Source organism: Blautia acetica, assembly GCF_038739805.1.
Classification (GTDB): domain Bacteria; phylum Bacillota; class Clostridia; order Lachnospirales; family Lachnospiraceae; genus Blautia.
The window spans coordinates 92,912-101,416 of record NZ_JBBEWO010000012.1 but is presented as its reverse complement, the minus strand read 5'-3'; the positions used below and the strand labels follow the sequence as shown (position 1 = coordinate 101,416).

General features: G+C 44.0%; 8 protein-coding genes and 1 pseudogene. 7 read left to right on the top strand and 2 right to left on the bottom strand.

All coding sequences use genetic code 11. The features are described from left to right. Positions 1-118: 118 nt before the first annotated feature. Both rhuM and WBS51_RS09595 read left to right on the top strand, forming a co-directional pair. A pseudogene (gene rhuM / locus WBS51_RS09600) lies at positions 119-632 on the top strand (RhuM family protein); the annotation flags it as partial. 301 nt (positions 633-933) lie between these two features. Next, the gene (locus WBS51_RS09595; protein WP_294462459.1) at positions 934-1,578 is read left to right on the top strand and encodes a hypothetical protein; all 645 of its coding nucleotides are present in this window, start codon (positions 934-936) and stop codon (positions 1,576-1,578) included. 356 nt (positions 1,579-1,934) lie between these two features. On the opposite strand, the gene pepT is transcribed toward WBS51_RS09595, so the two are convergent. Continuing rightward, the gene (pepT, locus tag WBS51_RS09590) at positions 1,935-3,155 is read right to left on the bottom strand and encodes a peptidase T (RefSeq protein WP_294462463.1); all 1,221 of its coding nucleotides are present in this window, start codon (positions 3,153-3,155) and stop codon (positions 1,935-1,937) included. A 170-nt stretch (positions 3,156-3,325) separates the two neighbouring features. Between pepT and WBS51_RS09585 the strand changes: the two genes are divergently transcribed. From WBS51_RS09585 to WBS51_RS09565, 5 genes are read left to right on the top strand one after another with little or no spacing between them, the layout of a single operon-like run. After that, positions 3,326-3,676 (top strand): CidA/LrgA family protein, encoded by a 351-nt coding sequence (locus WBS51_RS09585; RefSeq protein ID WP_173750058.1) that lies wholly within the window; start codon positions 3,326-3,328, stop codon positions 3,674-3,676. A 1-nt stretch (position 3,677) separates the two neighbouring features. Continuing rightward, on the top strand, positions 3,678-4,370 hold the full coding sequence (locus WBS51_RS09580) for an LrgB family protein (protein WP_291682669.1): 693 nt from the start codon (positions 3,678-3,680) through the stop codon (positions 4,368-4,370). A 12-nt stretch (positions 4,371-4,382) separates the two neighbouring features. Continuing rightward, a complete protein-coding gene (locus WBS51_RS09575; RefSeq protein WP_173750056.1) occupies positions 4,383-4,973 on the top strand; it encodes a cytidylate kinase-like family protein in 591 nt (196 codons plus the stop codon). Then, positions 4,963-5,691 (top strand): FadR/GntR family transcriptional regulator, encoded by a 729-nt coding sequence (locus tag WBS51_RS09570; protein WP_173750055.1) that lies wholly within the window; start codon positions 4,963-4,965, stop codon positions 5,689-5,691. The genes WBS51_RS09575 and WBS51_RS09570 overlap by 11 nt, the downstream gene beginning before the upstream one ends. After that, positions 5,688-6,647, top strand: a complete 960-nt coding sequence (locus tag WBS51_RS09565; RefSeq protein ID WP_173750054.1) for a DMT family transporter — start codon at positions 5,688-5,690, stop codon at positions 6,645-6,647. Before WBS51_RS09570 ends, WBS51_RS09565 begins: the two co-directional genes overlap by 4 nt. On the opposite strand, the gene feoB is transcribed toward WBS51_RS09565, so the two are convergent. After that, positions 6,611-8,503 (bottom strand): ferrous iron transporter B, encoded by a 1,893-nt coding sequence (feoB, locus tag WBS51_RS09560; RefSeq protein ID WP_370779620.1) that lies wholly within the window; start codon positions 8,501-8,503, stop codon positions 6,611-6,613. The two genes, WBS51_RS09565 and feoB, sit on opposite strands and share 37 nt — an antisense overlap. Positions 8,504-8,505 lie beyond the last annotated feature (2 nt).

Here is an 8,505-nt window from a genome sequence, read left to right as displayed (position 1 = left end):
ACAAGAGGCCTCAGGATAAAACAATCTGATGGAAAATACGTCAGATTCCTTTATTCCAAGACCTCTTTTATTATGCCTTAAAGATGAAAAATAAGTTTGTTATAGTGTGCTTGATAATACTCTGGGCTATCGTGTAAAATCCAAAATTGCAACTAATTTCCGGCGTTGGGCGACAGAACGACTGAAGGAGTATATGATTAAAGGTTTTACCATGGATGATGAGCGTTTGAAAGAAAACGGTGGTGGGAATTACTGGAAGGAATTGCTCGATCGTATTCGTGATATTCGTTCATCTGAAAAGGTCATGTATCGACAGAAATTATCTTAATGATGAAGAGTTAAAGATACTAAATAATATTGTATCGGGATATTTTGATTTCGCGGAGATTCAAGCTATGCGCCACAATCCCATGTATATGTCAGATTATGTGGAACACTTTGATAATGTTTTAAAAACAACAGGTGAAAAAGTGTTGCAAGGAGCGGGAACGATTAGTCATGCACAGGCAATTGAAAAAGCAACAGAAGAATATCGGAAATATCAGGTACAGAACTTGTCGCCAGTTGAAGAAGAATATTTGGAAAACATTAAAAATATTCACAGTACAGTGAAGAAAAAAGGTAAGAATTGAACTTAAAAGTATATTTATATAAATGATGGATAAAAAAGAGATTTTTAAGATATTGGTGGAAATATGAGTTTGGACAATGATGAACAAGTTGAAATAGTCGCTCTGCTTATGAGAAAAGCCCAATAAATCAAAGGTTTCTACAATTTTGGAAATAAAATAGATGTGTGTTTCTGTTTACACAGAGTGGATATGGGGGAATTGATATACTCAGGGGGCAGGCAGTTAGCAGTGAAGAAGTATCTTTTGGCGTAAGTCTATTATTTGGCGAAAGAGCAACAAAATTTAGGAGACAGGAAATTGTATGGAAGATAAAACAAAAATCTTAATAAGAGTATATGACTTGATGAGTGCATATAATCAAGGATTGCTTGGGGGTGAGAAAATGCCTGAACATGAAAATCCGGCATTAGATAGAGGTTCTAAAGAAAATTATTTGTACTTTACGCTCCCTATGGCTCTGAATTATCAGCGAAATTCTTATATTTTGTGGGAATGTGCGAATAAAATGTATAAGGATGCTCCTGAGGTATATGATTGCCAAAAAGTTATGGAAATGTCGGATGTTACACTGAAAGAATTGCTTACTGCATATAAAGTTGCATCGCAGCCAAATAAACAGCCTGTCATATGGAGAACACTTTGCAAAACATTTTATGAAGAGTTTGAGGGGGATATCAGAAATTTTTTCAAGAGGATGGATGACAGCGTAGCTGAAATTAAAGCATATATTCAGCAGCATAAGAAAATGTTTCCATACCTTGGTGGAAATAAAATTAATAATTATTGGCTTTATGTTATGGAACAGTATACGGACACAAAATTCCATGACCGGGAAAATATTACCGTAGCTCCGGATACTCATGTAATACAGGCGAGTACAAAAATTGGGTATCATTACATTGGAAGAGGCGGCACTGCCAAATGTACAGATGCTTGTTGCAGATAGATGGAAGGCAATACTTAAAGATACGGAATATGTACCAATCGATATACATACGCCTATGTGGTTGTGGAGCAGAGGAAAATTTAAGATTGAACTATAATTTAGAATAGAGTGTATTGGGGATTTCATGAGCAAATTAATTGCAAAAGAATATAAGCGATTTGAAGATATTAAGAATATGCGTGAAAATGGATTGGAATTTTGGAGTGCAAGAGAATTAACACTGGCGCTTGATTAGACACGATGGAGACCCCGGTACCCCAGACAGGTTTGAAACTATGAATTTAGATGGAATCAGAGTAATTCAGGGCGATGCCATGAATTACTCTGATGTAGGAAATTCACAAATCCGATACCTTTTACACACACATCTTCGCCAATTCCACAATCACATCCACGCACTTCTCCATGGCCTGCACACACACAAACTCAAAGTGCCCATGGCAGTTATGGTCGCCGGTGCCCAGGTTCGGGCAGGGAAGTCCCTTAAAGGAAAGCTGTGCGCCGTCTGTACCGCCCCGGATAGGAAGTACCTGGGGCCGGATATCCAGCTTCTCATAAACAGTCAGCACATTCTCAATGAGATTCATATGCGGCTCAATCTGCTGCTTCATATTAAAGTAAGAATCCTCAAGCTTCAGTTCCACAGTACCTTTTCCGTACTTCTCATTCATATAAGCTGCCGTCCGTTCCATAAATTGCTTTTTCTCCCGGAACAATTCCATATCGTGGTCACGGATAATGTATTCGGAAACAGTTTTTTCCACAGAACCTTCAATGCCGTCCAGGTGAATGAAACCTTCTCTGTCCTGGGTATACTCAGGCTTCTGGTTTTCAGGCATCATACGCTGAAATTCCATGGCCAGAAGAACGGCATTTATCATTTTGTTCTTGGCAGAGCCGGGATGAATACTGACGCCATGAAATGTAACAAAAGCGCTGGCTGCGTTGAAGTTTTCGTATTCCAGTTCGCCGCATTCGCCGCCGTCCATCGTATACGCAAAATCCGCACCGAATCTTTCTACATCAAAGTGGTCTGTTCCCTGGCCTATTTCCTCGTCCGGCGTGAAACCGATACGAATGGGACCGTGGGGAATTTCCGGGTGAGCCAGCAGGTATTCAGCGGCTGTGAGAATTTCGGCGATTCCCGCTTTATCGTCCCCGCCTAAGAGGGTCAGACCGTCCGTCACAATTAAATCCTGTCCCTGATACTGACTGAGATTGGAAAAATCCTTTGTACGCATAATAATATTTTTCTCAGTGTGAAGCACAATGTCCTTTCCGTCATAATTTTCAATAAGACGCGGAGAAATATTGGCGCCGGAGGCTGCGCTGGAGGTATCCATGTGGGCGATAAAGCCCAGAATTTTTCCCTGATAGTCGGGAATGGTGGAGGGAATGGTGCCGAAAACATAACCGTACTGGTCCAGGGACACCTCTGCAAGTCCCATTTCTTTCATTTCTGCTTCTAAATCTGCTGCAAAGGCCAGCTGGCTTTTGGTGCTTGGAAAAGTTTCTGAGGATGGGTCAGAAGTCGTGTCCACAGAAATGTATTTCAGAAAACGTTCTTTTACATTCATAGTGAAATCTCCTTAAAAAAATTCTTTCTGTAAATTATGCTAACACAAGGAAGGAAGGTTGTCCAGACGGAGAAATTCCGAAATAACAGTCTTTCTTATGCTATCTCTTGACTTTAGCAAAGGACATGCCTATAATAGACTGGTACTACCAGTGAAAAGAGGAAAGAAAGATGAAGTTTTTGAAACAATTCAGTGTTATTTTGCTGCTCTCCTTTTTAGGAGAGCTTTTGCGCAGGCTGATTCCCCTGCCGATACCTGCCAGCGTATACGGACTTGTGCTTATGCTGACAGCCCTGGGAACCGGAATTTTGAAGATTCACCAGGTGAAGGAAGCAGCGGGTTTTCTTATAGAAATTATGCCTGTCATGTTTATTCCGGCAGGCGTAGGTCTGTTGGAGGCCCAAGACGCTCTTTTGCCGGTGTGGATTCCGGTAGTGGTGATTACGGTTGTGACTACCGTGTTTGTTATGGCGGTTACAGGACAGGTGACTCAGGTTATGATTCGGAAAGGGAAGAAGTAAGATGAAAGAATTTTTGAGTAATTCCGTTTTTTTCGGTGCTGTGTTAAGTCTGGTGGCCTACGAAGCAGGGCTGCTCTTAAGAAGAAAATTTAAACTGGCTATTTTAAATCCTCTGCTGATTGCAACCATCTGTGTCATGGCAGTTCTGGTACTTTTTAAAGTAGATTATGACCAGTATAATGAGAGCGCCAAATATATCAGTTATCTTCTGACTCCGGCTACGGTGTGTTTGGCCGTTCCCCTTTACGAACAGATGTCACTTTTAAAGAAAAATTTTAAAGCGGTGGCAGCAGGCATTGTTTCCGGTGTTCTTGCCAGTCTGGTAAGTGTGCTGGTGCTGGCGAAGCTTTTCGGACTGAGCCATGAGCAGTATGTAACCCTGCTTCCCAAATCCATTACAACAGCCATTGGGATGGGAATTTCAGAGGAACTGGGAGGCATTGTAACCATTACCGTGGCAGTTATTATTATCACCGGCATTCTGGGAAATGTGATAGCTGAACTTGTGTGTAAAGTGTTTCACATTCAGGAACCCATAGCCAAGGGACTGGCTCTTGGAACTGCATCCCATGCCATAGGCACTGCGAAAGCTATGGAAATGGGTCCTGTGGAGGGAGCTATGAGCAGTCTTGCTATTGCAGTAGCGGGACTTTTGACAGTAATTGGTGCATCTGTATTTGCAGGATTTATGTAAGGAGGCAGTTTCATGGAAAAATTAGTGATTACCATTGCCAGACAGTATGGCAGTGGAGGCAAGAAAATCGGACAGGAACTGGCAAAGCGGCTGGGCATTCCTTTTTATGGTAAGGATGAATTAATGGAAATTGCCAAAGGAAAAGAAGATTACGAGGAAGTGCGTTCTTTCTATGAGGAACAGCCGGTCAACAGCCTGCTGTATGCCATTGCCATGAACCAGGGAGAAAGCCGGGCGGGAAGAATCCCTTTTCGCAGGATTCGGGAACTTTGCGGTCAGGAATCCTGTGTGTTGATTGGAAGATGTGGAAATTATATTTTTCAGGAAGAAGAAAATTGTGTCAGGCTGTTTATTTATGCGGATATGGAAGCAAAGCTGGAATGGGTCACCAGCCATGAAGGGATTTCCGTTCACAAGGCAAAAGCTAAAATACAAAAGGCAGAAGAGGAAAGAGCAGAGTTTCACAAATATTATACAGGTCAGGTCTGGGGCTGCATGAATCATTATGATTTGTGCATCAATGCAGGCGTACTGGGAACAGAGAGAACGGTGGAGCTGATATACAGTTATTTGAAAAGCAGAGGTTTGACAGATGAAAAATAAAGGAGATGAAAAAAAAACAGAAAAGACACAGGACACAGAAAAGGTATACCATCTGGTTATTGAACATATTAAAAACCTGGCAGAAAGCGGAGAGGTAGAGTTTGGAAGCAAAATTCCGTCAGAAAGGGAACTGATGTCCACTCTCGGACTAAGCAGAAATTCCGTCAGAGAAGCTTTGCGTTGTCTGGAAAATATGGGAATTATCGAAAGCAGGCACGGACAGGGAAACTTCCTGGTAAATCATGTGGGAAACAGCCTTGGCAGTGTGTTCTCCATTCTGTTGGTAACGCAGCAGAGCAATTATATAGAAATCAGCCAGCTTCGCCGTTTCGTTGAAATTGGAGCATATCTGCTGGCGTCCAGGCAGGCGAAAGAGGAGGAATTGGAACGTTTGGCCTATTTTTTGGAGGAACTGGAGTGTTGTTCCCCTGAGGAACGGCCCAAAAAGGATAAGAATTTTCACGATGAACTGATAAAAATTTCCGGAAATAATCTGTTGGGCATTTTAAATGACGCGCTGTCCGATATGTTTGAGCGGGTTATCAGTAAAGCTTCTGCCCGGGCTGGACAGGCAGAGTGGGAAAAGCTGAGAGATTGCCACAGACGGGTTTATGAAAACCTGCGGAAAAAAGACGTGCAGGAAGGCATTAAGGCTATTCGGGAGCATTATAATGTGCTGGATGAGGAAATCAAAAAGATGGAAGAAAAGCTGCTATGAAAAAACAATCACAACCCCCACACCTTTTGCAGAAGCCTTTTATTGTGTGTTTTCTTGCCATTCTCTGCAACGCCCTCTGGGGCAGCGCTTTTCCGGCGGTAAAGTCAGGATACCGTCTTTTTGCCATTACGGGAGATGACCCGGCTTCACAGATTCTGTTTGCAGGAATCCGGTTTTTCCTGGCGGGATTTCTGGCCCTGCTTTTCGGCAGTTTATTACAGAAGAAAGTGCTGCTTCCAAAGAAGGCCTCTATTCCGCTGGTGTTAAAACTGTCTGTTTTCCAGACGGTTTTGCAGTATATCTTTTTCTATCTGGGCCTGGCTCATACTTCCGGAGTAAAAGGTTCGATTATCATTGCGTCAAACACCTTTGTCGCTATTTTAGTTGCCAGCCTGTTGTTTCATCAGGAGAAGCTGACCGGGAGAAAAATTACGGCCTGTATCATAGGATTTGCAGGTGTAGTGTTGGTGAATTTAAACGGAGAAGACATTGGCATGAGTTTCCGGCTGGACGGAGAAGGATTTCTGCTGATTTCTGTGGTGGCCTACGCTTTTTCCTCCAGCTTGCTGAAAATTTATTCCAAAGAGGAAGACCCTGTGACTTTAAGCGGCTGGCAGTTCATGGCAGGAGGTCTGGTGATGGTGACAGGCGGTTTTTTTCTGGGCGGCCAAATTGCAAACGTGACGTTGCCGGGAATTGCCGTGCTGGTTTATCTGGCTTTGGTTTCTTCGGTTGCGTTTTCCCTCTGGGGAATTCTTCTGAAGTATCATCCAGTGTCTAAAATTGCTATTTTTGGTTTCACCAATCCGGTGTTTGGCGTGCTTTTATCCACTCTGATTCTTCGGGAAGAAAGCCAGACCAAAGGGTGGCAGATTCTCACTGCCCTGGTACTGGTCTGTGCGGGAATCTATCTGGTGAATCAGCCACCGAAAGAGTACACGCAGGAGAATCCGTAGAACATACAAGTGACAAGAAAACACAACAGAAATCCCATGCAGGTGGGCAGCAAAAAGGCCAGCGCTGTCCATTTCCAGCTGTGGGTTTCTTTTTTTATGGTAAGAAGTGTGGTTGCACAGGGCCAGTGAAGAACCGAAAAAATCAGCATGGATACGGCTGTAGAAAGCGTCCATCCCTGTTCCAGAAGAAGAGTGTGCAAAGTGGAAAGATTTTTAAAATCCACCAGGGAGGACTGGGAGGTGTAGGCCATAATGATAATGGGAATCACGATTTCATTTGCAGGTATTCCCAGAATAAAAGCCAGTAAAATGGTGCCGTCCAGACCCAAAAGCCGGGCAAAAGGGTCTAAACATGCAGATATTCGGGTCAGAAGCGTTTGGCCTCCTGCCATGGTATTTGCCATAAGCCAGATAAGTAGTCCGGCAGGAATGGCAGCGGTAACTGCTCTTGTGAGTACCAGCAGTGTCCGATGGACAACGGAGTGCAGCAGCACGGAACAAATCTGCGGTTTGCGGTAGGGCGGCAGTTCCAAAACGAAAGAAGAAGGAACTCCCTTTAAAACGGTTTTGGAAAGAAGCCAGGAAGAGAAAAAAGTCATCAGTACACCAAAGAGAATGACACAGGTCAGCAGCAGGGCAAGCCAGAGGGTATGAAGCAGCGGACATGTCGCTTTTTTGGTGGTAAAGAAAAGAACCAGAACCACCAAAATGGTGGGAAAGCGTCCATTGCAGGGAACAAAGCTGTTTGTCAAAATGGCAATGAGACGTTCTCTGGGAGAATCCACGATTCTGCAGCCGGTTACGCCTACAGCGTTGCAGCCAAAGCCCATAAGCATGGTAAGAGCCTGTTTGCCGCAGGCCTTGCAGCGGGAAAAACAGCAGTCCATATTAAAAGCAGCCCGGGGCAGGTAGCCGAAATCTTCCAAAAGCGTAAACAGAGGAAAAAACAAAGCCATTGGGGGCAGCATGACACTGACAACCCAGGCAGTTACCCGGTAGCAGCCCTGAATGAGCAGTTGACATAATTTTTCCGGGAGAAGGAGAGAAAACTGCTCATACAGCCAAGGCTCCAGACGGAACAGCAGATTGTGAAGCCGGGAAGAAATGTAATTGGCGCCCAGAAGCGTTATCCAGAAAATACACAGAAGAAGCAGCAGCATACAGAAAATGCCGGTGTATTTTCCCGTAAAGAGGTAATCTAAAGTACCATCAAAAGAGCGGGTATCCGGTTTTTCCAGTCGGACGGCTTTCTGGTACAGTTCTGAGGCCATCTCGGCCCGGGGTATGGGATCCTCGGAAAGCTTCTTAAGCATGGGAGGAACGATTGCTTTTTGAAACATACAGGCATCCAGAAATTGTTTTAAACGCCGAATCTCCCGTTTTCGGCGGGCCGTAATACCGATGACAGGAATGTGCAGTTCTTTTTCCAGTGTGCTGCAGGAAATATGTATGCCTTTTTTGGCTGCCTGATCCATGAGATTAATACATAAAATAACATTGGCAGTCACAGAAAGAATTTGCAGCACAAGGTTTAGATTGCGTTCCAGACATACGGCATCACAAATAACAAGCACCCCATCCGGTGCAGTTTCTCTGAGACAGGCACCAGCCAGGCGTTCTTCCTCAGAGCAGGCATGAAGAGAATAACAGCCGGGAAGGTCTGTGAAAGTATAGAGATGTTTTCCCACAGCACAGTGTCCGGTTGCCAGAGAAACGGTTTTTCCGGACCAGTTTCCAGTATGCTGGTGCATACCGGTAAGGCCATTGAAAATCGTACTTTTTCCCACATTGGGATTTCCTGCCAGAGCAATGGTACAAGAAGAGACTGGTTCTGAATGAAGATACAAAATAACCACCT

Bases quoted from the DNA above. Each gene is read 5' to 3' on its own strand.
- WBS51_RS09595 (WP_294462459.1), top strand. From the start codon at position 934: ATGGAAGATAAAACAAAAATCTTAATAAGAGTATATGACTTGATGAGT.
- pepT (WP_294462463.1), bottom strand. From the start codon at position 3,155: ATGAATGTAAAAGAACGTTTTCTGAAATACATTTCTGTGGACACGACT.
- WBS51_RS09585 (WP_173750058.1), top strand. From the start codon at position 3,326: ATGAAGTTTTTGAAACAATTCAGTGTTATTTTGCTGCTCTCCTTTTTA.
- WBS51_RS09580 (WP_291682669.1), top strand. From the start codon at position 3,678: ATGAAAGAATTTTTGAGTAATTCCGTTTTTTTCGGTGCTGTGTTAAGT.
- WBS51_RS09575 (WP_173750056.1), top strand. From the start codon at position 4,383: ATGGAAAAATTAGTGATTACCATTGCCAGACAGTATGGCAGTGGAGGC.
- WBS51_RS09570 (WP_173750055.1), top strand. From the start codon at position 4,963: ATGAAAAATAAAGGAGATGAAAAAAAAACAGAAAAGACACAGGACACA.
- WBS51_RS09565 (WP_173750054.1), top strand. From the start codon at position 5,688: ATGAAAAAACAATCACAACCCCCACACCTTTTGCAGAAGCCTTTTATT.